Origin of the sequence: Bradyrhizobium sp. SZCCT0231 (assembly GCF_018130245.1) — a bacterium.
Classification (GTDB): domain Bacteria; phylum Pseudomonadota; class Alphaproteobacteria; order Rhizobiales; family Xanthobacteraceae; genus Bradyrhizobium; species Bradyrhizobium japonicum_F.
This window is the reverse complement of record NZ_JAFCKP010000015.1, coordinates 102363-126563: the sequence shown is the minus strand read 5'-3', so window position 1 is coordinate 126563 and position 24201 is coordinate 102363. Positions and strand designations below refer to the sequence as shown.

At 64.4% G+C, this 24201-nt stretch carries 19 protein-coding genes and 1 pseudogene; 13 read left to right on the top strand and 7 right to left on the bottom strand.

The window, feature by feature from the left end:
* Positions 1-7 precede the first annotated feature (7 nt).
* Complete coding sequence (locus JQ566_RS27265) at positions 8-1537, bottom strand: SUMF1/EgtB/PvdO family nonheme iron enzyme (protein WP_212378140.1); 1530 nt, start codon at positions 1535-1537, stop codon at positions 8-10.
* A gap of 323 nt (positions 1538-1860) precedes the next feature.
* On the opposite strand from JQ566_RS27265, the gene JQ566_RS27260 reads away from it, so the two are divergent.
* The 6 genes from JQ566_RS27260 (at position 1861) to JQ566_RS27235 (ending at position 4615) form a co-directional block, all read left to right on the top strand.
* Entirely contained in the window at positions 1861-2481 is a 621-nt protein-coding gene (locus JQ566_RS27260; protein WP_212378138.1) for a hypothetical protein, read from the top strand.
* A gap of 34 nt (positions 2482-2515) precedes the next feature.
* Complete coding sequence (locus JQ566_RS27255) at positions 2516-2965, top strand: DsrE family protein (RefSeq protein WP_212378136.1); 450 nt, start codon at positions 2516-2518, stop codon at positions 2963-2965.
* Positions 2966-3172: 207 nt separating this feature from the next.
* Positions 3173-3496 (top strand): ArsR/SmtB family transcription factor, encoded by a 324-nt coding sequence (locus tag JQ566_RS27250; protein WP_212378134.1) that lies wholly within the window; start codon positions 3173-3175, stop codon positions 3494-3496.
* Positions 3493-3921, top strand: coding sequence for an SRPBCC family protein (locus JQ566_RS27245; RefSeq protein ID WP_212378132.1), 429 nt, complete (start codon positions 3493-3495; stop codon positions 3919-3921). The genes JQ566_RS27250 and JQ566_RS27245 overlap by 4 nt, the downstream gene beginning before the upstream one ends.
* A 41-nt stretch (positions 3922-3962) precedes the next feature.
* On the top strand, positions 3963-4175 hold the full coding sequence (locus JQ566_RS27240) for a hypothetical protein (RefSeq protein WP_212378130.1): 213 nt from the start codon (positions 3963-3965) through the stop codon (positions 4173-4175).
* Positions 4172-4615, top strand: coding sequence for a DUF1801 domain-containing protein (locus JQ566_RS27235; RefSeq protein WP_212378128.1), 444 nt, complete (start codon positions 4172-4174; stop codon positions 4613-4615). The genes JQ566_RS27240 and JQ566_RS27235 overlap by 4 nt, the downstream gene beginning before the upstream one ends.
* Before the next feature lie 163 nt (positions 4616-4778).
* Here JQ566_RS27235 and JQ566_RS27230 read toward each other — a convergent pair whose 3' ends face one another.
* From JQ566_RS27230 to JQ566_RS27215, 4 genes and pseudogenes are all read right to left on the bottom strand, one after another.
* On the bottom strand, positions 4779-6317 hold the full coding sequence (locus JQ566_RS27230) for a SpoVR family protein (RefSeq protein WP_212378126.1): 1539 nt from the start codon (positions 6315-6317) through the stop codon (positions 4779-4781).
* Entirely contained in the window at positions 6314-7591 is a 1278-nt protein-coding gene (locus tag JQ566_RS27225; protein WP_212378237.1) for a YeaH/YhbH family protein, read from the bottom strand. The genes JQ566_RS27230 and JQ566_RS27225 overlap by 4 nt, the downstream gene beginning before the upstream one ends.
* Positions 7592-7610: 19 nt before the next feature.
* Complete coding sequence (locus JQ566_RS27220) at positions 7611-9554, bottom strand: PrkA family serine protein kinase (RefSeq protein ID WP_212378124.1); 1944 nt, start codon at positions 9552-9554, stop codon at positions 7611-7613.
* A gap of 298 nt (positions 9555-9852) precedes the next feature.
* Positions 9853-10224, bottom strand: a pseudogene (locus JQ566_RS27215) (hypothetical protein); the annotation flags it as partial.
* A 254-nt stretch (positions 10225-10478) separates the two neighbouring features.
* On the opposite strand from JQ566_RS27215, the gene JQ566_RS27210 reads away from it, so the two are divergent.
* From JQ566_RS27210 to JQ566_RS27185, 6 genes are read left to right on the top strand one after another with little or no spacing between them, the layout of a single operon-like run.
* Positions 10479-13328 (top strand): bifunctional transaldolase/phosoglucose isomerase, encoded by a 2850-nt coding sequence (locus JQ566_RS27210; protein ID WP_212378122.1) that lies wholly within the window; start codon positions 10479-10481, stop codon positions 13326-13328.
* Between the two features lie 13 nt (positions 13329-13341).
* Positions 13342-14340, top strand: coding sequence for a phosphogluconate dehydrogenase (NAD(+)-dependent, decarboxylating) (gene gnd / locus JQ566_RS27205; RefSeq protein WP_212378235.1), 999 nt, complete (start codon positions 13342-13344; stop codon positions 14338-14340).
* A 29-nt stretch (positions 14341-14369) separates the two neighbouring features.
* Entirely contained in the window at positions 14370-15881 is a 1512-nt protein-coding gene (zwf, locus tag JQ566_RS27200; protein WP_212378120.1) for a glucose-6-phosphate dehydrogenase, read from the top strand.
* The gene (pgl, locus tag JQ566_RS27195; RefSeq protein WP_212378119.1) at positions 15878-16627 is read left to right on the top strand and encodes a 6-phosphogluconolactonase; all 750 of its coding nucleotides are present in this window, start codon (positions 15878-15880) and stop codon (positions 16625-16627) included. Before zwf ends, pgl begins: the two co-directional genes overlap by 4 nt.
* Positions 16614-17156, top strand: a complete 543-nt coding sequence (locus tag JQ566_RS27190) for a gluconokinase (protein WP_212378117.1) — start codon at positions 16614-16616, stop codon at positions 17154-17156. Before pgl ends, JQ566_RS27190 begins: the two co-directional genes overlap by 14 nt.
* Positions 17153-17965: an HAD family hydrolase gene (locus JQ566_RS27185; protein ID WP_212378115.1), complete on the top strand. Its 813-nt coding sequence runs from the start codon at positions 17153-17155 to the stop codon at positions 17963-17965. Before JQ566_RS27190 ends, JQ566_RS27185 begins: the two co-directional genes overlap by 4 nt.
* Before the next feature lie 292 nt (positions 17966-18257).
* Here the strand turns inward: JQ566_RS27185 and JQ566_RS27180 are convergent, their stop codons facing one another.
* Entirely contained in the window at positions 18258-20057 is a 1800-nt protein-coding gene (locus JQ566_RS27180; protein ID WP_212378113.1) for a glycoside hydrolase family 15 protein, read from the bottom strand.
* A 28-nt stretch (positions 20058-20085) separates the two neighbouring features.
* Positions 20086-22047 (bottom strand): 4-alpha-glucanotransferase, encoded by a 1962-nt coding sequence (gene malQ / locus JQ566_RS27175; RefSeq protein ID WP_212378111.1) that lies wholly within the window; start codon positions 22045-22047, stop codon positions 20086-20088.
* Positions 22048-22251: 204 nt separating this feature from the next.
* On the opposite strand from malQ, the gene JQ566_RS27170 reads away from it, so the two are divergent.
* On the top strand, positions 22252-24198 hold the full coding sequence (locus tag JQ566_RS27170) for a maltotransferase domain-containing protein (RefSeq protein ID WP_212378110.1): 1947 nt from the start codon (positions 22252-22254) through the stop codon (positions 24196-24198).
* Positions 24199-24201: the final 3 nt, after the last annotated feature.

The following is a 24201-nucleotide window of genomic DNA, read 5'->3' as shown; positions in this document are numbered from 1 at the left end:
TCCAGCTTCAAGGACTGAGCGCGACACGGAATCCATGCGTGGGGTAACGGACATTGGTGTCATAGCCATCGCGGTTGGACGGCCGAACGTATCTCGAATCGTTCTTCCAGGAGCCCGAACGCAGGACGTGCGATGAGCAGTCGCCGCCGGTCCATGCCGAGCCGTCGACCGGCGCACCCTGATAATTCTTGTGCCAGCAATCCTCGACCCATTGGTCGACGCCGCCACCCATATCGTGGAGTCCGAATGGATTGGGCTTGAAGCTGCCCACCTTCGCCGGCTGCTCGGCCGCGAGGTCGCCGCAATCCTTGCATCCGGCCATGCCCGGCTGCAGCTTGTCGCCCCACCAGTACTTTGTTTGCGTACCGCCGCGAGCCGCGTATTCCCATTCGGCCTCGCTCGGGAGCCGGTACTGCTTTTTCGTCGCCTGCGACAGAAAGACGGCATATTGCTGCGCGTCGGTCCAGCTCACATTGCTGACCGGTGCATCGTCCTTGCCGGTCGCGGTGAAACCACACGCGTTCGCAGCCGCGCATTCGTTCCACTCCCGCACCGTCACCGGATATTTTCCGATCGAGAACGGCTTGATCGTGACCTGGTGGACGGGACGCTCGGTCGGATCGTCGTTGCTTCCCATCGCGAAGCTGCCGCCGCGAATGGCGATCATTTCGGGCTCGCGCACCGGCGTCGCGGACGGGCTTGGCGCCGGCGCGGGCGATGAAGGCGCCGAAGCCAATGAGGGAGATGGTTGCGGCGCCTGCGTCGCCACGTCGCGCGGCGGAGCTTGCGGGACGGGGGATGGCGCCGGAGAGGCGGCGGGTGCTGCGAGCTGCTCGCCCACCCTGCCCTGAGGCCGTGCCAGCAAATACCAGAGTGCGCCGGCGGCAATGACGAGCAGCGTGATGGCCAGGAGAAAGATCAGCGCGTTCTCGCGCTGGCTCCTCGTCTTGCCGACGGCATCTGCATCCGGCAGCACGCGATAGACCCGCACGGGATCGGTGATGTTCTTGACCTTGCGGTCGCCGAGCGACTCATAACCGCACACGATCTTGTGCTTGATCTGCTCGTAGATCGCGCCGGAGATGTAGACCTGCCCCGGCTCCGCGATGCCCTCGATACGCGTGGCGATGTTGACGCCGTCACCATAGATGTCGTCCGGCTCCACGATGACGTCGCCGAGATTGACGCCAATCCGATATTCGAGCCGGGAATGCCTGGGAACCGAGGCGTTGCGGCCGACGAGATTCTGCTGGATGACGATGCTGCATCGAACGGCCTCCACGGGACTGTCGAAAATGGCGATGAAGCCGTCGCCGGTCGTCTTCACCAAGCTTCCATGGTGCTCGATGATGCTGGGCTGAATGAGATCTCGTTCGATCCGCTTGACGCGAACATGCGTGCCTTCCTCGTCGGCCTGCATCAACCGGCTGTAGGAGGCGATGTCGCCGACGATGATCGCGGCGAGACGACGAGGCATTCCGCTGTGCGGCGGCGGCTCATCCTGATTTCCGGATCTGAAGTTGCGAATTTCGCCCATGCGGGGGACTCCACAAACTTGCGAGGCAACCGCAGCCTACGACCGCCAGAGGCGTTCGTCTGTGAAGGCTATCACATTGACGAACCGAGACAATGTCGCAGCGATCGCCGGCGTCGGGTTCCGGAGACTCAAGGCCGTCACACCCATTGAACCTTCCTGATCGCAGCGATGACTAAGGCCCGGCCGGAGGCCGTTGGCCCGTATCGCCTGCACGATGGTCACACGAGCGACGTGCGGAGGTTGAACGCGCTGCACCTCGCTCGCGTCTAACGGACAGCAGCACTGTTGTGCTGCGGTGAAATTATCGCGCCCGAGGCCGTGTCATGAAGCTCCCTGTCATTGCCGCCCTGACTTTCGCTGCGCTGGCCGGCGCCGCCCATGCCGATGAGGCCGACGACATCCGGGAGGCCACCAAGGCCGAGGCCGACAGCTTCAACGCGCGTATGTATGCGGGCAGGCCGGGCGACAAGGCCTATGCCTGCTTCGTCCGCCGTTACGACGCCGAGCATCTGGCGCGCCACCCGAAGCAGAAGGTCGCCTCGATGAAGCTGCTGGTCTCCGCGGAGGTCGACAAGGAGGACAAGCAGCTCCACAACTCGTTCCGCCTCGGCTTCAGGTATCGCCATCGCAGCGGCGATTTCGATTCCAGCGGCTCCTGTAACCACGCCGCGTTCACCAAGGACGGCACCGAAATCCGCCTCGGCTGCGGCGTCGACTGCGAAGGCGGCGGCATCGGCGTGGCGCTGTCAAAGGACGACAAGTCGGCAATCGTGCGGCTCGAACGGGTCAGGGTCTGGCAGAACAACAAGCCCGATGACGACGCCGAACAGTCGCTGGTGGGCGGCGCCGACGACAGGATCTTTCGGCTCGACCGTGTCGATACCAGCGAGTGCGCTTCGCTGGTGACCGACCGCAAGGAACTCGCCGCGCTGCGCCACAAATGATATCTGTCCGGCAAGTCAGGCTAGGGAGGTCGCCATGAACCGCCGGAACATCTTATGGAGCGCCGTCTCGGCCCTGGGCGCGGCGCTTGGCGCCTCCAGCGCGAAGGCCGCGACCGAAGCCGGCGCGAGCAACAAGCTGAAGGTCGTCTATCATCTCAGCGATGCCGAGAAGGTCAATTTCGTGCTCGGCAACATCCAGAACCACATCGACGGCGTCGGCGGCCCCGAGCATGTGACGATCGCGCTGGTGATCCACGGCCCGGCGCTGAAGGCGTTTCACTCGGCGCAGGCCAACCCCGACGTCAGCAAGCGCGTCGGCGATTTCTCCAAGGACGGCGTCGAGCTCGCCGCCTGCGGCAACACGATGAAGGCGCAGAACGTCACGCTGAGCGAGCTGCTGCCGGGCTTCGTCAGTGCGGAGAAAGGCGGCGTGGTGCGCCTCGCCGAGCTGCAGTCGCAGGGGTATCTGTATTTGCGGCCGTAGGGGCAGCGGCGCCGCCACATCCCCCGTCCTTGCGAGGAGCGATCGTAGCCCGCATGGAGCGCAGAGTAATGCGGGAAAGGTCCCGGATTACGCTTCGCTCCATCCGGGCTACGAGGCCGGCTTCCGCCGTATCCTCTCATTGCGCTTGACTTACCCATAACTCCACAGTTATGAGTTTATTCATAACTCCCTGGTTATGGATTACCCATGTCCGCCGCCCCCGATCTCCTGTTCAGGACCCTCGCCGATCCGACGCGGCGGGCGATCTTCGAGCGGCTGTGCCGCGAGGGGGAGCAGACCGTCGGGGCGCTGACGGCGCGATCCGGAGTGTCCCAGCCGGCGGTCTCAAAACATCTCGGCGCCCTGAAGCAGGCCGGCCTGGTGCGCGACCGCCATGAAGGACGCCAGACCCACTACAGCGCGCGGCCCGGTGCGCTCAATCCGCTGATCGACTGGACCGGCCAGATGGCCGGGTTCTGGCAGAGGAGGCTCGACGCCCTCGACGATCTCCTGAAGAGGATGGACCAATGAACGAACCTGCCGAGACTCGCACCGTCGTCATCGAGCGCGAATTTGCCTTTCCGGCCGAGCGGATCTGGCGCGCGCTGACGCAGCCGCATCTGATCGAGGAATGGCTGATGAAGAACGACTTCAAGCCGACCGTCGGCCATCGCTTCAACCTGCGCGGCGAATGGGGCGGCGTGCTGGACTGCGAGGTGCTCACCATCGAGCCGCAGAAGACGCTCGCCTACACCTGGAATTTCTCGCACGAGGATGCCGCCTTCGATCTCAAGAGCGTGGTGACCTTCACGCTGACGCCGACCGGCGCAGGCACGCATCTGCGCGTCGAGCAGGCGGGCTTCAGCCCGACGCAGAAGCAGGCTTTTGGCGGCGCGCATGCCGGCTGGAAGCAGTTTTTGGCCAGGCTGGACGAAGTCCTGGCGCGGCCGGATTGAGCGCAGCCATTTCGATCATTGCAGAGGAGGTCCCGTTGAAGATGTGGATTCGACAAATCCATCGCTGGCTGTCCATCGCCTTCACCCTCGCGGTGATCGCGAACATCGTCGCCATGACGATGCAGCTCGATGCCGCCTGGATCGGCTTCCTGGCGCTCGTCCCGCTGATCCCGCTGCTCGCGACCGGGCTCTATCTGTTCGCGCTGCCTTATCTCGGCCGGCATAGCGGTGCTCACAGCGAGGCCAGGTCGTGAAGAAAGCGGCGGCGGCGAAGAAAAGCAGCGCGAAGGCGGCGGACGGGGCCTCGCCCTCCAGGCTGATCGACGGCCGGATCAAGGAGCTCGGCGACTGGCGCGGCGAGATGCTGGCGCGAATCCGCGGCCTGATCAGGGAAGCCGATCCTGACGTCGTCGAGGCGTGGAAATGGCGCGGCGTTCCCGTGTGGGAGCACGACGGCATCATCTGCACCGGCGAGACCTACAAGGACGTGGTGAAGCTGACCTTCGCCAAGGGCGCCGCGCTGGAGGATCCCGCGGGCCTGTTCAATTCCAGCCTCGACGGCAATTTGCGCCGCGCGATCGATATTCGCGAGGGCGAAAGGGTCGACGGGAAGGCGTTGAAGGCGCTGATCCGCGCGGCGGTGGAGCTGAATGGGTCAAAGGCCAAAGGCAAATCCGCCAAGCGATCGGACTGAAGTCCTACCGGATTTGTTTGCTGCGCGTGCACGGCCGATGCACCCGGGCCGTCGCCCTTCGAGGCTTGTTCAACGGCGCATTTGCGCCGCTGAACAAGCACCTCAGGGTGACGGCGAGGGCTAGCGCTAGTCTCTCAATACCTCATCGCCTCATGTGCCGCCTTCAAGCCACCGCGGCGGGAATCGGGCGCGGGCTCACGACGTATTCGCGCAGGACCTTGTCGTTGGTGTCGACCTCGATCAGCGCGACATCGTAGGTCCAGAGATCGGCGAGATGCTGCAACACGCGCTTGGCATCGGTCTCGTTGAGCTGCGAGCCCTTGATGACGTGGTGATGCAGGATCAGGCGGCGGTCGCCGGAGAGATCGACGTCGACCACCTCGATATTGGCGTCGATGAAGCCGACGTCGTGCTGCCGCGCCAGCTCGCGGCGGACGCGGCGGAAGCCGCGCTCGTCATGGATGGCATCGACCCGGATGCCGGCGCGCTCCTCGGGATCGTCGTGCAGATGGAACATGCGGAAGTGCCGCATCAATCTGGGGCTCAGGAACTGGCCGATGAAGCTCTCGTCGCGGTAATTGGCCCAGACGTCGCGCAGCACGCCCATGACATCGTTCCTGCCGGCAATGTCGGGGAACCATTCGCGGTCCTCGTCTTCCGGCCTGGTGACGATGCGCTCGATGTCCTGCATCACGGCAAAGCCGAGCGCGTAAGGATTGAAGCCGGAGAAGCGGGGATCGTCGAATTCGGGCTGGAACACCACGTTGGTGTGCGATCCCAGGAATTCGAGGAAGTTGCCGTCGCTGATGCGCCCCTGCTCGTGCAGCTTGGTCATGATGCGATAGTGGACGTAGGTCGCCGTCCCCTCGTTCATCACCTTGGTCTGGCTCTGCGGATAGAAATACTGCGCGATGTGGCGGACGATGCGCAGCAGCTCGCGCTGCCAGGGCGCCAGCCGCGGCGCGCTCTTCTCCAGGAAATAGAGCAAATTCTCCTGCGGCAGGCCGAGCAGCTTGCGGCGGCGCTCGATGCTGAGCGCGGACCGGCTCTTGGTCGCGCCCTTGGGGACTGTGCGCCAGAGATCGTTGAAGACCTCCTCCTCGTGCTGGCGGCGGCGCCCTGCCCGCTTCTCCTCGGCGCGCAGATCGAGCTTCTTCTTGCCGGGATAACGGTCGATGCCATGCGACATCAGCGCATGCGCGGCATCGAGCGTGCGCTCGACCTCGACGCGGCCGTAGCGATCCTCGCATTGCATGACGTAGTTCTTGGCGAAGTCGAGATAGTCCAGGATGCCGTCGGCATCGGTCCACTGCTTGAACAGATAATTGTTCTTGAAGAAATGGTTGTGGCCGAAGGCGGCGTGCGCGATCACCAGCGCCTGCATCGTCGCCGTGTTCTCCTCCATCAGATAGGAGATGCAGGGCGAGGAGTTGATCACGATCTCATAGGCGAGCCCCATCAGGCCCTTGCGATAGGATGCCTCGTGGAACGCAAAGTGCTTGCCGAACGACCAGTGCTTGTAGAACAAGGGCATGCCGACCGACGAATAGGCGTCCAGCATCTGCTCGGCGGTGATGACCTCGATCTGGTTCGGATAGACGTCGAGCCCGAGATCCTTCAACGCCACCTCCTCGCAGGCATCGGTGATGCGCTGCAAGGTGTGGAAATCCCAATCGGCGCCTTCGAACAATCGTTCCGTCATGGAGCAGTCTTCTCCTGGGCAGTTTCGCGGCGCTGGAACAAATCGTGGAACACCGGAAAGATCTCGCTGCGCTCCGAGACCTTGCGCATCGAGAGCGGTGCGCCGCCGGTGCGCAGGCGCTCATAGAGGGTCCAGAGCGAGGAGTCGGAGAGATCGAAGGCGCTGCCGCCGGATTCCCCGACCTCGAGATAGGCGAAGAACTGGCAGACCGGCAGGATCTTGTCGGTCAGCAGCAGGCCCGTGAGCTCGCCGTCGGAATAGGAATTGTCGCCGTCGGAGGCTTGCGCGGCGTAGATGTTCCAGTCCGCGGGATTGAAGCGCTCGCGCACGATCTCGTGCATCGCCTGCAGCGCGCTGGAGACCAGCGTGCCGCCCGAGGCGGGACCGTAGAAGAAGGTCTGCTCGTCCACCTCCTCGGCGCGATCGGTGTGCCGGATGAAGACGATCTCGACATGCTTGTAGCGGCGCTTCAGGAAGACGTAGAGCAGCATGTAGAAGCGCTTGGCGAGGTCCTTCATGTGCTCGGACATCGAGCCGGAGACGTCCATCAGGCAGAACATCACGGCCTGCGCGACCGGCTTCGGCACGGTCTCGAAACGGCGGTAGCGGATGTCGAGCGGATCGATGAAGGGAATGCGCTTGGACTTCGCCTTCAGCCTTTCCAGCTCGGCGACCAGCTCTACCCGTTCATCCTCGTCGGTGCAGGCGGCGATCGCCGCCTCCAGCTCCTCGATCTCCTCCTTGCGGGGACGCTTGAGCGCGATGCGGCGCGCCAGAGCTAGCCGGACAGTCCGGCTGACCGAAATGTTGGCGGGCGAGCCCGACGTGGTGTAGCCGGCGCGCTGGATGCCCTCGCTCTCGGTCTGCGCGATCTTGCGCTTGGCGAGATCCGGCAGCTCGAGGTCGTCGAGGAAGAGATCGACGAATTCGTCGCGGCTGAGGACGAAGCGGAACGCGTCCTCGCTGTCGCCTTCGCCGGGACCAGAGTCCTTGGCGCTGCCCTGGCCAGAGCGCTGCAGATAGTCGCCCTCGATGAACTTCTTGTTCCCGGGCAGCACCATGTCGCGCGTTCCGCCTTCGCGGCGGAAGCGCGGCTCGTGCATCCCGTCCAGCGGGATCGTGACCTCACCACCCTCCAGGACGTCCTTGATGTCGCGTTCCTGCGAGGTCTTCTTGACGGCGCCCTGCACCAGGGATTTGGCCCGACGCAAGAACCGCTGCCGGTTCTCAAGACTCTTGCCGCCTGGATTCAGGCGCCTGTCAATGATGTGAATGGGCACTTTTCCATCCGCCTCAACCGGCCTGCTTCACGCGCATGTACCATTCGACGAGCCGGCGAACCTGACGCTCGGTGTAGCCGCGCTCCACCATGCGTGCGACGAACTCGCCGTGCTTCTTCTCCGTCTCGCCGTCCTTCTTCGACCCGAAGGAGATGACCGGAAGCAGGTCCTCGACCTGGGAGAATATCCGCTTTTCGATCACGTCGCGAATCTTCTCGTAGGAGGTCCAGGTCGGATTCTTGCCGGCATTCTGTGCTCTGGCCCGTAACGAGAACTTGACCACCTCGTTGCGGAAATCCTTCGGATTGGCAATGCCGGCCGGCTTTTCGATCTTGGTCAACTCCTGGTTCAACAGTTCGCGATCGAGCAACTGGCCGGTGTCCGGATCCTTGAAATCCTGGTCCTCGATCCAGGCATCGGCGTAATCCACATAGCGGTCGAACAGATTCTGGCCGTAATCCGAGTAGGATTCGAGATAAGCCTTCTGGATCTCGTTGCCGATGAACTCGGCATAGCGCGGTGCCAACTCCGCCTTGATGAACTCCAGGTAACGTTTCTCGGTTTCCTCCGGCAGCTGCTCGCGGCGGATCGCCTGTTCCAGCGCGTACATCAGGTGCACGGCATCGGCGGCGACCTCCTGCGGATCGTGGTTGAAGGTCGCAGCCAGGATCTTGAAGGCGAAGCGGGTGGACACGCCGTCCATGCCTTCGTCGACACCGGCGGCATCCCGGTATTCCTGGACGCTTCGTGCCTTGGGATCGGATTCCTTCAGGCTTTCGCCGTCGTAAACCCGCATCTTGGCGAACAGCGTGGAATTCTCGTGCTTGCGCAGGCGCGACATCACCGAGAACCGAGCCATCGTTTCCAGTGTCGACGGCGCGCACGGCGCAGACGCCAGCTCCGAACCCTGGATCAGCTTCTCGTAGATCTTCTGCTCTTCGGTGACCCGCAGCACATACGGCACCTTGATCACGCAGATGCGGTCGATGAAGGCTTCGTTGTTCTTGTTGGCCTTGAAGCTCGCCCACTCCGCCTCGTTGGAGTGCGCGAGAATGACGCCGGTGAACGGGATCGCGCCGATATTCTCGGTGCCAATGTAGTTGCCCTCCTGCGTTGCGGTGAGCAGCGGGTGCAGCATCTTGATCGGCGCCTTGAACATCTCGACGAATTCAAGGATGCCCTGGTTGGCGCGATTGAGGCCGCCGGAATAGCTGTAGGCATCGGGATCGTTCTGCGCGTAGGTCTCGAGCTTGCGGATGTCGACCTTGCCGACCAGCGAGGAGATGTCCTGGTTGTTCTCGTCACCCGGCTCGGTCTTGGAGACCGCGATCTGGCGCAGCCGCGACGGCTGGATTTTTGCGACCCGGAACTGGGAAATGTCGCCGCCGAAGGCTTCCAGCCGCTTGTAGCACCACGGACTCATCAGGCCAGTGAGGCGCCGGCGCGGAATGCCGTACTTCTCTTCCAGCATCGGCCCGAGATTATCGGGATCGAACAGGCTGAGCGGGCTTTCAAAGACGGGCGAGAGTTCGTCGCCGGCTTTGAGCACGTAGATCGGCTGCACTTCCATCAGCGACTTGAGCCGCTCGGCGAGCGAGGATTTGCCGCCGCCGACCGGGCCGAGCAAATAGAGGATCTGCTTGCGCTCTTCGAGACCCTGCGCCGCGTGGCGGAAGAAACCGACGATGCGCTCGATGGTTTCTTCCATGCCATAGAAGCCGGCGAAGGCCGGATAGGTGCGGATCGTGCGGTTCAAAAAAATACGGCCAAGGCGTGGGTCCTTGGCCGTGTCAATCGTCTGCGGATCGCCGATCGCTGCTAGTAGTCGCTCGGCCGCGTTGGCGTATTTCATGGGATCGCTTCGACACGATTCCAGATATTCAGCCATCGACATGTCGTGCTGGCTTCTCGCCTCGAACGACCGAGCGAAAGCGTTGAATAGAGAATCGTTGTACATGATCCCTCTCCGCGTGAGTTCCGCTACAAGCTGAAACGAAAGCAGTTACCGGACCGTTCCTCAGGCCGTTTCGAATCAGCGTGAGCACATGACGATCATTGGACACCCGCGTGCCAACACGACGCAACGCACAACGTAGGCACTCCATGAGTTACGAACAGGCACATGCCTGTAATTTGTGCGAATCTCTATCTATATTGGCTCATTTCCAGAAAATGTCACTTGGTCGCAACATCCGGGCATTCCCGGAGGCTGTGTCCATCCGGCAATGCAGCATAGCGATCCGGGCGCGGCGAACTTATGACACTTGTACGGCGAAGCTTTGGGGGCCGCGTTCATCTTCCTGCTGCAATGCGGTGTGCGCGCTGCTGGCAGCGTGGCAGTCGCGACAGGCGTGCAGCAATGTATCAAAATCGGTCGCCAGGCCCTCCGAGCGGATGACGATGCGACCATCCTGCGCGCCCCGGGCCAGGGAGGGAATGGCGCACAGCTGGCGGCGCAATGCCGGCGACGGCGTCAGCACGATCGTCTCGTGGCCGCGGTATTCTTCAGCCGAAATCTCCGCGATCGACTCCCACGGCAGAAATTCATTGCCGATGCGGAGATCGCGGATGCCGTAGGGGGTGACGACCACCACGGCTGCTCGCTCGGCGGGAAGCATCCAGATCAGCCACGTCTGGCTGACGGGGCGAGACGGCTGTCGCTACGCAAAGCGACTTCACGCCAAGCGATTTCGGCCGCGTTCTCCGGCCAAGTTTTACGCAACACCTGCCACTCTCGCCTGGATCGCCATGATCGCGACGGAGTTACACTGGAGGGTATGACCCTGATTGGTTCCCTCCCGGTAGCATGTACGCTACAGGATAGCGCGTCAGGACCGGCGCGGAAACCCCTCGCCCGCAGGCTTGGAGATAAATAAGCATCATGAATCCCGTCAAAGAACTGGAAAAGCACGGACAGGCCGTCTGGCTGGACTTCCTGGCTCGCGGTTTCATCGCCAAGGGCGACCTGAAGCGGCTGATCGACACCGACGGCGTCAAGGGCGTCACCTCCAATCCGTCGATCTTCGAGAAGGCGATCGGCAGCTCCGACGAATATGACGCCTCGATCGGCAAGGCGCTGAAGCGCGGCGACCGGACCGTGGCCGACCTGTTCGAGGCGGTCGCGATCGAGGACATCCAGAATGCCGCCGACGTGCTGCGCCCGGTCTATGATCGCCTCGAGGGCCAGGACGGCTTCGTCAGCCTGGAAGTGTCGCCCTATCTGGCGATGGACACCGCCGGCACCGTCGCCGAGGCGCGCCGGCTGTGGAAGGACGTGGGTCGCAAGAACCTGATGGTGAAGGTGCCGGCGACGCCGGAAGGCCTGCCGGCGATCGAACAGCTGATCGGCGAAGGCATCAGCATCAACATCACGCTGCTGTTCTCGAAGGCGGTCTATCTCGAGGTCGCCGAAGCCTATCTCGCCGGCCTCGAGAAATACGTCGCCGGCGGCGGCGATCCGTCGCATGTCGCGAGCGTGGCGAGCTTCTTCGTCAGCCGGATCGACTCGGCGGTCGACAAGCAGCTCGACGAGAAGATCGCCCGCGCCAATGATCCGTCGGAGAAGGAGCGGCTTGCCGCGCTGAAGGGCAAGGTCGCGATCGCCAATGCCAAGCTCGCCTACCAGGATTACAAGCGCCTGTTCACAGGTTCGCGCTGGCAGAAGCTCGCCGCCAAGGGCGCCAGGCCGCAGCGCATGCTTTGGGCCTCCACCGGCACCAAGAACAAGGACTACAGCGACGTCCTCTATGTCGAGGAGCTGATCGGCCCCGACACCATCAACACCATGCCGCCGGCGACGCTGGATGCGTTCCGCGACCACGGCAAGCCGCGCGACAGCCTGGAAGAGGATGTCGATGACGCCAGGCGCGTGCTGGAGGAGCTGGAGCGCTCCGGCATCTCCCTCGATGCGATCACCGAGGAGCTGGTCAAGGACGGCGTCAAGCTGTTCGCCGACGCCGCCGACAAGCTCTACGGCGCCGTCGCGCACAAGCGTGCCACCGTGCTGGGGCCCGCGCTCGACCGCCAGTTTCTCTCGCTCGGCGATGGCCTCGGCAAGGCCGTGGCTGAGAGCACCGAGGAGTGGCGCGCCTCAGCCAAGATCCGCAGGCTCTGGCAGCGCGACAAGTCAGTGTGGACCGGCACGGACGAGGACAAATGGCTCGGCTGGCTCGACAGCGCCGCCAAGGCCGACATTGCCGACTACGAGGATTATGCCGGCCGCGTGAAGGGCCAGAAATTCTCCGACGCCGTCGTGCTCGGCATGGGCGGATCGAGCCTGGGCCCCGAGGTGCTGGCCGAGACCTTTGGCAAGAAGCCCGGCTTCCCCAAGCTGCATGTGCTTGATTCCACCGATCCCGCGCAGGTGCGGGCGATGGAAGGGAAGATCGACATCGCCAACACCGTGTTCATCGTCTCCAGCAAGTCCGGCGGCACCACCGAGCCGAACGCGATGAAGGACTATTTCCATGAGCAGGTCGCCAAGGCGGTCGGAACCAAGGTGAAGACCGGCCATCGCTTCATCGCGGTGACCGATCCCGGCTCGTCGCTGGAGAAGGCGGCAAAGAAGCTGAACTACGCCCGCATCTTCCACGGCGAGCCCTCGATCGGCGGACGCTATTCGGTGCTCTCGCCGTTCGGTCTGGTGCCGGCGGCGACCGCGGGCATCGACGTCAAGACCTTCGTCAAGCATGCGCTCGCGATGGCCCGCTCCTGCGGGCCGGACGTGCCGCCATCCGAGAACCCGGGCGTGCAGCTCGGGCTTGCCATGGGCCTCGCCGGGCTCGAAGGCCGCGACAAGGTGACGATCCTGGCGTCGAAGAAGATTGCCGATTTCGGCGCCTGGGCCGAGCAGCTCATCGCGGAATCAACCGGCAAGGAGGGCAAGGGCCTGATCCCGATCGAGGGCGAGCCGCTGGGCGATCCCTCGGTCTACGGCAACGATCGCTTCTTCATCGACATCCGCATCGATGGCGAAGCGGACGCCGCCCACGACTCCAAGCTTGCCGCCATCGAAGCGGCCGGCCATCCCGTGGTGCGCATCGTCATGAAGTCGGTCGACCATCTCGGCCAGGAGTTCTTCCGCTTCGAGATGGCGACGGCCGTGGCGGGCTCGATCCTCGGCATCAACCCGTTCGACCAGCCGGACGTGGAAGCGGCCAAGATCAAGACCCGCGAGCTCACCGCCGCGTTCGAGAAGACCGGCGCGTTGCCGGAAGAGCAGCCGGTGGTCAGCACGGATGAGGCCGATCTCTACACCGACGAGGCCAACGCGGCGGCGCTGCGCGCGGCCGGCGCCAACGGCGATCTCAGCTCCTGGCTGAAGGCGCATCTCTCCCGCTCGAACCATGGCGACTATGTCGCCCTGCTCGGCTACATCGCGCGTGACAAGGCGACGATCGACGCGCTCCAGGCCATGCGGCTCGAGGTGCGCGAGAAGCGGCATGTCGCGACCTGCGCCGAGTTCGGACCGCGCTTTCTGCACTCGACGGGACAGGCCTACAAGGGCGGGCCCGACAGCGGCGTGTTCCTCCAGATCACGGCCGACGATGCCAAGGATCTGCCGGTGCCGGGCCAGAAGGCCAGCTTCGGCGTGATCAAGGCGGCGCAGGCGCGCGGCGATTTCGACGTGCTCACCGAACGGGGCCGGCGTGCGCTGCGCGTGCACTTGAAGGGCGGGCTCAAGAAGGGTCTTCTGGCCCTCAACGCGGCGCTCAACGACGCGCTGAACTAAGGGAATGATGCAGATGCAACTCGGCATGATCGGCCTCGGCCGAATGGGCGGCAACATCGTTCGCCGCCTGATGCGCCAGGGCCATTCGACCGTGGTCTACGACAAGGACGCCAAGGCCGTCGCCGGCCTTGCCGCAGACGGCGCGGTCGGCTCGGCGACGCTGGAGGAGTTCGTCGCGAAGCTGGAGCGGCCACGCACGGCCTGGGTGATGCTGCCGGCAGGGCGCATCACCGAGACCACGATCGAGACGATCGCTGGCGTGATGCAGGCTGGCGACGTCATCATCGACGGCGGCAACACGTTCTGGCAGGACGACGTCCGCCGCGGCAAGGCGCTGAAGGAGCGCGGCATCCATTATGTCGACGTCGGAACCTCCGGCGGCGTCTGGGGCCTCGACCGCGGCTATTGCATGATGATCGGCGGCGAGAAGCAGGTGGTCGACCGGCTCGATCCGATCTTCGCCGCGCTCGCGCCCGGCGCCGGCGACATCCCACGTACGGAAGGACGCGAGGGGCGCGATCCCCGCATCGAGCAGGGCTACATCCATGCCGGCCCCGTGGGCGCCGGTCACTTCGTCAAGATGATCCACAACGGCATCGAATACGGCCTGATGCAGGCCTACGCCGAAGGTTTCGACATTCTCAAGAATGCCAATATCGAGGCCCTGCCGGCAGATCACCGCTACGATTTCGATCTCGCCGACATCGCCGAAGTGTGGCGGCGCGGCAGCGTGATCCCGTCCTGGCTGCTCGACCTCACCTCGACCGCACTCGCCGACAGCCCGCTTCTGTCGGAATATTCCGGCTTCGTCGAGGATTCCGGCGAAGGTCGCTGGACCGTGAACGCCGCGATCGACGAGGCGGTGCCGGCCGAAGTCTTGACCGCGGCGCTCTACACACGTTTCCGTTCCCGCAAGGAACACACCTTCGCCGAAAAAATTCTCTCCGCGATGCGTGCGGGTTTCGGCGGCCACAAGGAGCCGAAGCAGCCGGGCGCTTCGAAACCAAAGTAACGAGTAGACCAAGCGAAGGCCGACAGTTCGTGACAAAAGACCCGCAAGCCAAGCGCAAGCCGGAAAATTGCGCCTTCGTCATCTTTGGCGTGACCGGCGACCTCACCCATCGCCTGGTGATGCCCTCGCTCTACAATCTGGCGGCCGAGCACCTGTTGCCGGAAAAATTCTGCGTCGTCGGGGTCGCCCGCAGGAGCCAATCGGATGATGAGCTGCGCGACAGCCTGCTGAAGGGCCTGCGTCAGTTCGCGACGCGGCCCGTGGACGACGACATCGCCAAGAAGCTGCTGGAATGCGTGACCTTCGTCGAGGCCGACGCAAAGGATCCGCCCTCCTTCGACCGCCTGCGCGAGCATCTGGATTCGCTGGAATGCGCGCAGGAGACCGGCGGCAACCGCCTGTTCTATCTGGCAACGCCGCCCGCCGCCTTTGCGCCGACCGCGCGCGAGCTCGGCCGCACCGGCATGACGAAGGAGAACGGCACCTGGCGGCGCCTGGTGATCGAAAAACCGTTCGGCACCGACCTCGCCTCGGCGCGCGCGCTCAACGCCGAACTTTTGAAGATCATGGAGGAGCACCAGATCTACCGGATCGATCACTATCTCGGCAAGGAGACGGTGCAGAACATCCTGGTGCTGCGCTTTGCCAACGGCATGTTCGAGCCGATCTGGAATCGCAACCACATCGACCACGTCCAGATCACGGTCGAGGAGAAGCTCGGCGTCGGGCATCGCGGCGGCTTCTATGATGCCACCGGCGCGTTGCGCGACATGGTGCCGAACCATCTGTTCCAGCTGATGTCGCTGGTGGCCATGGAGCCGCCGACCCGTTTCGATGCCCATTCGGTCCGTTCGGAGAAGGCGGAGGTGCTCACGGCGATCCAGCGGCCGAGCCGGGAGGAAGCGCTGAGGAGCTCGGTGCGCGCGCAATATCTCGCGGGCCGCATCGGCGACGAGGAGATGCCGGACTATCGCAAGACCGCGGACGTCAAGTCGGGCAGCACCACCGAAACCTATGTCGCGCTGAAGCTGATGATCGACAATTGGCGCTGGGCCGGCGTGCCGTTCTATCTGCGCACCGGCAAGGCGCTGGGGCACAAGCGCACCGAGGTGGCGATCAAGTTCAAGCAGGCGCCGCTCTCGATGTTCTCAGGCACGGCGGTCGACCGCCTGTCGCAGAACTTCCTCACCATCGGCATCGCCCCCACTGAGACCATCGAGCTCCAGTTCAACGCCAAGATTCCGGGGCCAAGCGTCACGATCGACGGCGTCGAGATGAAGTTCCGCTACGGCGACTATTTCCGGGCCGATCCCTCGACCGGCTACGAGACGCTGATCTACGACTGCATGATCGGCGACAACATCCTGTTCCAGCGCGCCGACGGCGTCGAGGCGGGCTGGCAGGCGGTGCAGCCGTTCCTGGACGCCTGGAAGAGCGCCGGCACCAACGGCATCGAAACCTATGAAGCCGGCAGCGACGGCCCCAACTGCGCCGACGAGCTGCTGCGGCGCGATGGGCGAAGCTGGCGGAAATACTCGTGATTGCGGCCGGACAGCCGAAGCTGATCGTCGAAGCCGACGCCGAAGCTCTCGCCCGCGCCGCGGCCGAACGGGTGATGGCGCGGATCGCGGCCAATCCCGGACGGATCGCGATCTGCCTCACCGGCGGCTCCAGTCCGAAGCAGCTCTATCAATTGCTCGGCAGCGATGCCTGGCGCGGCAGGATTCCATGGGACCGCGTGCACTGGTTCATCGGCGACGAGCGCTTCGTGCCCGAAAGCGATCCCCTCAACAACATGGCGGTCGCGCGCGCGGCGTTTCTCGACCGCCATGCGCCCGCCGGCCATATCCACCCGATTCCCACCACGGCTGACAATCCCGATGCCGGCGCGGGAGCCTATGCACACGAGCTGCAGGCCTTCTATGGCGCGGACCAGCTCGATCCGGGGCGCCCGCTGTTCGACCTCGTTCTGATGGGCGCGGGGCCGGACGGCCACACCGCCTCGCTGTTTCCCGGTTATCCCGAGCTCGAGGAGACCCGACGCTGGGTCGTCGGCGTCGCCAAAGCCAATGTCGCACCGTTCGTGCCGCGGGTCTCGCTCACCCTGCCCGTTCTGGCCTCCTGCCGGGAGATGCTGTTCGAGATTGCCGGGCACGACAAGCGGCCGATCTTGACGCGCCTCTTCAATGGCGAGAATCTGCCGGCCTTACGCGCGCGCTCGAATGGTGAGACCATCTGGCTGGTCGATCAGGCCGCGCTTCCGGAGGAAATTCGTGGGCCGCGTTGAAGCACCTTGTGCATTGATCGTGATGGGCGTGTCGGGTTCGGGCAAGAGCACGGTTGCGAAGGCACTCGGCGAGCGGCTCGGCTGGCGGTTCGAGGACGGCGACAGCTTTCATCCCGCCAGCAATGTCGAGAAAATGCGGGCCGGCCATCCGCTCACCGACGAAGACCGCTGGCCCTGGCTGAACGCCATCGCCGACGAGATCGCGCTCGTGTGCGGACGCGGCGAGCACGTCATCATCGCCTGCTCGGCGCTGAAGCACGCCTACCGCGACGTGCTGCTGCGCGGTCGCGACGACGTCCGCTTCGTCTTCCTGAAGGGCACGAAAGAGCTGATCGCCGAACGGCTGGCGCAGCGCAAGGGACACTTCATGCCGCCCGGACTGCTGACGAGCCAGTTCAACACGCTGGAACCGCCGGAGGCGGGCGAGCACGTCGTCACCGTCTCGATCGACGAATCCGTCGAAGCGATCGTGGACGGCGTGGTGCGCCAATTGAAGCTGAGCGGTGCGATACCGAAGGTCCTGCCATGACGCAAATTTCACTCGTGGTGTCCGACGTCGACGGCACGCTGCTGACCAAGGACAAGACGCTGACGGCGCGCGCGACGTCCGCGGTGCAGCGGCTGCACAAGGCCGGCATCGGCTTCACCATCACGTCCAGCCGCCCTGCGATCGGCATGCGCTTCCTGATCGAGCCGCTGGCGCTGTGGCTGCCGGTCGGCCCGTTCAACGGCTCCTCGATCGTCGATCCCGAGATGAGGCCGGTCGAGCAGCACCTGATTCCGCCGGGCGCCGCCGAGCGCTCCTTACAGATCCTCCGCGACTACGGCGCCGATATCTGGCTGTTCACCACCGACCAATGGCTGATCGACAATCCCAGCGGCAGCTACGTCGGCCACGAGCAGCACACGATCCGCGCCGATCCCACCATCGTGTCCGATTTCTCGCCGTATCTGTCGAGCGCCTGCAAGATCGTCGGCGCCAGCGCCGATGCCGCGGGGCTCGCGGCCTGCGAGAAAGCGATGCAGGAGGCGCTCGGCCGCGAGGCCACTGCAGTGCGTTCGCAGACCTACTATCTCGACATCACCCCGCCCGGCTTCGACAAGGGCACGTTCGTCGAGGCCATGGCCAGGCGCCTCGACATCTCAACGGACGCCATTGCCACCATCGGCGACATGCAGAACGACCTCGCCATGTTCCGCGTCAGCGGCACCTCGATCGCGATGGGCAACGCCGCCGACAACGTCAAGGACGAGGCGACGCATGTCACAGCGAGCAACGAGCAGGACGGTTTCGCCGAGGCGATGGAGATGATCTTGAAGCGGAATGGGGTCGGCTGAGCTGGATCGCATCGAGTTGATGGAACGATCGCATATGACCCGTGGCGGCGGCCTGCACGCACGCCTCGTCCTTCGAGACGGCGCTTACACGCCTCCTCAGGATGAGGCTAATCAGCGTCAGTGCCCGTTGAAACTGCAGCCACGCACTCCGTCCTCATCCTGAGGAGCCCGCCTAAAGCGGGCGTCTCGAAGGATGGCCGCAGGGAAAAGCTCTCAAATGCGATAGCCCTGCCCCGCAAGCGGGAGAGGGAGCGCACCTCCGCTCTGGATGCGATTGCGATACCCACGGTCACTACTGCGACCGCTGCATCGCCGGCTTCTCGCTGCGCAGCCTTGCTGCCGACAAATTATGTGCCGTGTTGATCAGCGCGATGTGGGTCAGCGCCTGCGGGAAGTTGCCGGTCTGGCGACCGGCCACGGAATCGTATTCCTCGGCGAATAGCCCGACATCGTTCGCGATGCCGACCACGCGATCGAACAATCCTTGCGCCTTGTCGAGATTGCCCGACAGCACATAGGCGTCTGCCAGCCAGAGGCTGCAGGCGAGGAACGCACCTTCGAGCGGCGGCTGCCCGGCAGGCAGCTCGCGCGGATCGTGCCGCAGCACGAAACCGTCGCGCATCAGGCGCTTCTCGACGGCGGCGATGGTGCCGCAGATGCGCGGATCCGATGGCGGCAGGAAGCCGACCCCCGGCAGCAGCAGCACGCTGGCATCGAGCAGTTTTGAGCCATAGGATTCGACGAAGGCGCCCGCCTCCGCGTCAAACCCCTTGTTGCAGACGTCGCGATGAATGGCTTCGCGTAAGGCGCGCCAATGCAGCAGCGGCGCCTTGAAGCCAAACGTCTCGGCGCTCTTGATGCCGCGGTCGAAGGCGACCCAGGTCATCACCTTGGAAAAGACATAATGCTTGGGCTGTCCGCGCCGCTCCCAGATGCCATGGTCGGGCCGGTCCCAGACCTCGGCCAGATGATTGAGCACGGCGCATTCCAGCGCCCAGCTCTGCTCGTCGAGCTTGAGCCTGGCCATGCGCGACTGGTGGAAGGCATCGATCAACTCGCCGTAGACGTCGAGCTGGAGCTGCGCGTGCGCGGCGTTGCCGATGCGCACCGGCCGCGCGCCCTCGTAGCCCCTGAGCCAGCCCGCTTCCCATTCGAGCAGCCGTCGCTGGCCCCAGATGCCGTACATGATTTGCATGTTCGCCGGCGAGCCGGCGGCCGCGCGCAGCAGCCAATTGTGCCAGGCCGCGGCTTCCTCGGTGTAGCCCGAGTTCATCAGCGCCAGCAGCGTGAAGGTGGCGTCGCGCAGCCAGCAGAAGCGGTAGTCCCAGTTCCTGCTTCCCCCGAGCTTTTCCGGCAAGGATGTGGTGGGTGCCGCGACGATGCCGCCGGTCGGAGCAAAGGTCAGCGCCTTCAGCGTGATCAGCGAACGCAAGACGAGGTCTTGATAGCCGCCGTCGCGGGTGCAATGGCCGCACCAGTCCTGCCAGAATTTCTCGGTTTCCCGGAAAGCGGCCTCCGGATCGATCGGTCCGGGCGGCTCGAGATGCGAGGGGCCGTAAGTCAGCACGAAGGGTACGGTCTCGCCCGCCCCGACGTCGAATTCGGCGATCGTCGTCAGGTCCTCGCCGTGGGTCTTTACGGGTGTTCGCAGCACCGTCATGTCCTGGCCGCAGATTGCCAGCAGCGAATGATCCAGCCGCCGCACCCAGGGAATGTCGGCGCCGAAGCCGAAGCGGATGACGAGCTCCATCCGCATCTTCACGATGCCGCTGACGCCTCGGACCATCCGCACGATGTCCGAGGCCTTGCCGCGCGGCGGCATGAAGTCGATCAGCGCGACGGTGCCGCTACTCGTCTCAAAACGCGTTTCGAGGATGAGGGTATTGCCGAGATAGCGCCGCGAGATTCGGGTCGCGTTCTCGCTCGGCGCGATCAGCCAGCGGCCGTTCCTGTGGGTACCGAGGATGGCGGCAAAGCAGGCGTCGGAATCGAAGGCAGGCCAGCACAGCCAGTCGATCGAGCCGTTGCGCCCGACCAGCGCCGCGGTCTCGCAATCGCCGATCAGCGCATAGTCCTCGATCCTCTGAGACAATGTGGTGCAAGCCTAGCAATCCCGGCTGTCAACTCCCACCGGGCAATGAACGTTCCCGCGTCGCAGCCTTCAAAGCCGCGAGATCGATCCTGGACGCGATCTTGTCGAGCGCGACAGGAAGGCGCTGGCGCCAGTTCGGATGCTCGTCGATCGTGCCGGGAATGTTGGGCTGGTCGATCACGCCCAGCAGGTCCTCCATGGACACCGCGAGCAGCCGGGACGGCGTGCGCGACAGGAAGGCGAGCACCGAATAGAGATCGTTGTTGCCGATGCCGTTCTGGCGCAGGATCTCGTCGAGCCTGCCGAGCGCGTCCCAGCGGGCCTGGTCGTTCTCGCCGGGATCGAGCCCGAGCGAGCGCTTCATCTCGAGATCGCTGAAGGAGCGCCAGCCTGCATAGGTGCACAAATCATGCGTGTTCAGCGTCACCAGTGCATTGGGCCGGTAGTGGTCGACATTGCGGAAATGGCCGGCATCGTCGCGCTCGAACATCATGACGAGATAGGACCAGATGCCGAAATCCTGCATGGTCTCGCGGAAACCTTCCGGCACGGTGCCGAGGTCCTCGCCGATCACGATGCATTTGTGGGCTGCGCTCTCGCGCACCACTGCGGCGAGCAGCGCCTCGAACGGCATCTGCACATAGGCGCCGTTGTCGGGCTTGAAGCCGCGCGGCACGAGATAGAGCCGCTTCAGCCCGAGCACGTGATCGAGCCTGATGGCGCCGGCATGGCGCATCGACGCCGCGAGCATGTCGGCGAACGGCACGAAGGACTGCGCTTCCAGGCCGCCGGCATTGAAGCCGGCGAGGCCCCAGTCCTGGCCGACGGTGTTGAGCACGTCGGGCGGCGCGCCGACCGCGAGATGGCGGGAAATCGCGGTCTGCTCGTTCCAGGCATCGAACCCGTTGGACTGCACGCCGACGGCAACATCGAGATAAAGCCCGACCCGCATGCCGAGCTGACTGGCGAGCTCTTTGGCGGCATGCAGCTGGCTATCGGCCGTCCATTGCACGAATTCGACGAACTCGACCTCGCGCTTGTCCGGGCCATTGCGCAGCTCGGCGCATTTCGCCGCATCCGGCTGCTGCCATTCCGCCGGCCATTCCCACCAGGGCGCGGGGTAGCGATGGCGCAGGGCTTCGAAGCAGGCAAAGCGGGACAACAGCGGCGCCCGGGCGGCGCGGAAAGCGTCAAACGCCTTGCGGCGCGCCTCGCTCGCGCTTCTCACGAAGCTGTCAAAGGCGGCGCGAAGCCCCAGCCATTTCAACGCCGCCATGTCGGTATAAGGGACGCGATCCCCCTCGCGCAGACGGGCGGCCGTCGCGGCGGCGTCGGGCACGAGGTCTGGCGAGAATTCGGGAATCGCCTCGACGTCGATATAGAGCGGGTTGAGGAAGAGCCGGCTGTTGGGCGAATAGGGGCTGCAATCGGCCGGGTGGTCGTCGAACAGGACATGCAACGGATTGAGCCCGACGCCGTCGGCCCCGAGCTGCTTGGCAAGCCGGACCAGGCCTGCGAGGTCGGTGAAGTCGCCGATGCCCCAGTTGCGGTCCGAACGGACGCTGTAGAGCTGCACGGCAAGCAGCCAGCCGCGATCGAAATCGCCGCCGAAGGCGCGTTCGGGCGCCACGATCATCGGCACCTCTTCGGTCACGCCTTCGGCATCGGTCAGCGTCAAGCGGTGATACCCAAGCGCCAGGCCCGCGGGCCAGGCGATGACGGGCTCGCGCGTGTCGCCTTGAGCGATCACATTGCCGTTGCCGAGGATTTTCCATTGCAGCGGCGGCGCGCCGATGGAAGCCAATTCCGTACGCGGATGTCCCAGCGCACGCACCACGACCGGCCCGCTGACGAAGCGGTAGACCCGCTTCTCCGGCAGGGCGTCGAGGATGGATTTGAGCGCCTCGGGCGCGGTGACCCGCAGCTTGCCGAGGGCATCGATGAATTCGGACTGGACGCCCTTGATCCGGGCTTGAGCTAAAAGATCCATTCGGCACGCAGCTTGCAGGCCATTGTTTGGCCAGGGGCATCGATTTTAACGAGGTCGCGGAAGAGGTTAGTCAGGGGTAACTCGCAAACTGCGCTTGCCGTTCCCAAGGGAACCAATGACACACAAGCGGCTTTCTATAATGGTACCAAGCGTGGGTTCCCGACAAGGGAAACGGGCTCCTGCTTTCTTGTCAATGGCATCACCGTGAACAAGACAATTCAAACTGTCGAAAGTGCCGCAGCCGGCAGCGCTTTCCTGATCGAGGACGTCTATCCCTTGATCGACGGCGGCCGCTTTGCCGTGAAGCGGATCGCGGGCGAACCGGTCGAGGTCTGGGCCGACATCTACCGCGATGGCGAGGCCGTGATATCAGCCGCACTGATCTGGCGCCGCGAGCACGACCGCGACTGGCGGAGCGAGCCGATGAGCCATCACGGCAATGACCGCTGGTGCGGCGCGTTCACGCCCGTTGAGCCCGGCCAATATGTCTATGCGATCGAAGCCTGGACCGACGAGTTCGCCACCTGGTCGCACGCAGTCGCGCGCAAGCGGCGCAGGGGAGCCGATGTCAGCCTCGATGCGATCGAGGGCGCCGGCCTTTTGACCAAGGCGCATGGCGCGCGGCAGGACGCAGCAGCGGTCATCATCAGGCAGTGCGAGGACTATCTGAGGACCGGCGACGTCGCTTCGCTGCTCGCAGCCGAGCTCGGCGAAGCCATGGCCGAGAGCCAGTCGCGGCCAGACCTCACGCGCTCGCCGCTCTTCCCGCTGACCATAGACCGCGACAAGGCGCGCTTTGGCGCCTGGTATCAGATGATGCCGCGTAGCCAGAGCGCATTGCCGGGCCGGCACGGCACGCTGCGCGACTGCATCGCGCGCGTGCCTGATATCGCCGCCATGGGCTTCGACGTGCTCTACTTCGCACCGATCCATCCCATCGGCCACACAAGCCGCAAGGGCCGCAACAACGCGCCGGTGGCAAATGACGGCGAGCCCGGCTCGCCCTATGCGATCGGCTCGGCCGAGGGCGGCCACGATGCGCTGCATCCCGAGCTCGGCACGATCGAGGACTTTCGCGCGCTGGTCGCCACATGTCTCGAGTACGGGCTCGAGCTTGCGCTGGACTTCGCAGTGCAGTGCTCGCCGGACCACCCCTGGCTGACGCAGCATCCGGAATGGTTCAAATGGCGGCCGGACCGCTCGGTGCGGACGGCGGACGGCCCCTATTCCGACATCGTCATCCCCGATTTCGCCTCGGTGGATCGCGTCGGCCTGTGGAACGCGTTTCGCGATGCCATGCTGTTCTGGATCGACCATGGTGTGACCATCTTCGCCATCGACAATCACGACACCGCGCCGCTTGCGTTCTGGGAGTGGCTGATCCACGACATCCGCCAGCGTCGCCCCGAGGTGATCCTGTTCTCCAAGACCTATGCACGGCCAAAGCTGATGAAGGGCCTCGCCAAGCTCGGCTTCGCGCAGTCCTTCAGCTATTTCCCCTGGCGCACGGAAAAGTGGGAGCTGGAGCAATATCTCGGCGAGCTGACGCGCTATCCCGAGCGCGATTTCTACCGTCCGCACATGTTCGTCAACACGCCTGACCTGTTGCCCTATCACCTCCAGAGCGGAGAGGCCTGGGCATTCAAGTCCCGCATCGCGCTGGCGGCGACGCTCTCGGGCAATTACGGCATTTTTGGCGGCTTCGAGCTGCTGGAGCACGAGGCGATCCCCGGCCGCGAGGAATATCTCGATTCCGAGAAATACCAGATCAGGCAGCGCGACTGGGACAAGCCCGGCAACATCAAGCCCTACATTGCCGCGCTCAACCGCATCCGCAACGAGAACGCGGCGCTGCGGCAGACGGCGAATTTACGCTTCCTTGGCATCGAGGATGGCGAGACGATCGCTTTCGTGAAGCAGGCGGCCGATCCGGCCAACACCGTCGTCATCGTGATCGCGCTGTCGCGCCACGAGCGCGAATGCTGGCTGCCGCTCGGCGACGTCACCGTTGACGCCGGTGGACAGCGTCACCATGTGACGACACTCGAAAACCTCCTCACCGGCGAACAATCCCGCGTCGAATGGGGCGGGGCCAGGTTGCGCATCGATCCCGACCGCGATCCGGCGCTTCTGTTCCGCTGCCTGGCGTAGGGG

What these genes read in the sequence shown, in the direction of transcription:
- JQ566_RS27210 (WP_212378122.1), top strand. Translation starts at nt 10,479, where the DNA reads ATGAATCCCGTCAAAGAACTGGAAAAGCACGGACAGGCCGTCTGGCTG.
- JQ566_RS27240 (WP_212378130.1), top strand. Translation starts at nt 3,963, where the DNA reads ATGTGGATTCGACAAATCCATCGCTGGCTGTCCATCGCCTTCACCCTC.
- malQ (WP_212378111.1), bottom strand. Translation starts at nt 22,047, where the DNA reads ATGGATCTTTTAGCTCAAGCCCGGATCAAGGGCGTCCAGTCCGAATTC.
- JQ566_RS27265 (WP_212378140.1), bottom strand. Translation starts at nt 1,537, where the DNA reads ATGGGCGAAATTCGCAACTTCAGATCCGGAAATCAGGATGAGCCGCCG.
- JQ566_RS27250 (WP_212378134.1), top strand. Translation starts at nt 3,173, where the DNA reads ATGTCCGCCGCCCCCGATCTCCTGTTCAGGACCCTCGCCGATCCGACG.
- JQ566_RS27230 (WP_212378126.1), bottom strand. Translation starts at nt 6,317, where the DNA reads ATGACGGAACGATTGTTCGAAGGCGCCGATTGGGATTTCCACACCTTG.
- JQ566_RS27185 (WP_212378115.1), top strand. Translation starts at nt 17,153, where the DNA reads ATGACGCAAATTTCACTCGTGGTGTCCGACGTCGACGGCACGCTGCTG.
- JQ566_RS27255 (WP_212378136.1), top strand. Translation starts at nt 2,516, where the DNA reads ATGAACCGCCGGAACATCTTATGGAGCGCCGTCTCGGCCCTGGGCGCG.
- JQ566_RS27220 (WP_212378124.1), bottom strand. Translation starts at nt 9,554, where the DNA reads ATGTACAACGATTCTCTATTCAACGCTTTCGCTCGGTCGTTCGAGGCG.
- JQ566_RS27260 (WP_212378138.1), top strand. Translation starts at nt 1,861, where the DNA reads ATGAAGCTCCCTGTCATTGCCGCCCTGACTTTCGCTGCGCTGGCCGGC.
- JQ566_RS27245 (WP_212378132.1), top strand. Translation starts at nt 3,493, where the DNA reads ATGAACGAACCTGCCGAGACTCGCACCGTCGTCATCGAGCGCGAATTT.
- gnd (WP_212378235.1), top strand. Translation starts at nt 13,342, where the DNA reads ATGCAACTCGGCATGATCGGCCTCGGCCGAATGGGCGGCAACATCGTT.